The following is a 308-nucleotide window of genomic DNA, read 5'->3' on the forward strand; positions in this document are numbered from 1 at the left end:
CTTTTGATTGCGACTAACACTTTCACTGGTAGCTCCTTTGCAAATCAATATGTTAATGAAGAAATACAGAGAAATGACTGATTAACAAGCCCTCAATCGGGCATTCATAAGCCCGGGGATGTCTTTTGCATTGAGTGTGGTTCGGGTTTACGTTTACGTCAACTGGACTACAGTTAGTCATAGATTGAATAAAAGGGACATGGGGCATGGAAAGAGAAAGCATGGCGTTTGATGTAGTCATTGTCGGAGCCGGTCCAGCGGGGTTATCAGCAGCATGCAGGCTTATGCAACTGGCGAAAGATAGTGAG

Annotated in this window: 1 protein-coding gene; it reads left to right on the plus strand. The window is 44.5% G+C overall.

The genetic code is table 11. The features are described from left to right. Nucleotides 1-206: 206 nt before the first annotated feature. Nucleotides 207-308: FAD-binding protein (locus ACYP03_RS25395; RefSeq protein WP_459782588.1), on the plus strand; the 102-nt coding region annotated here is incomplete at its 3' end.

This window comes from Photobacterium sp. R1 (genome assembly GCF_054600795.1).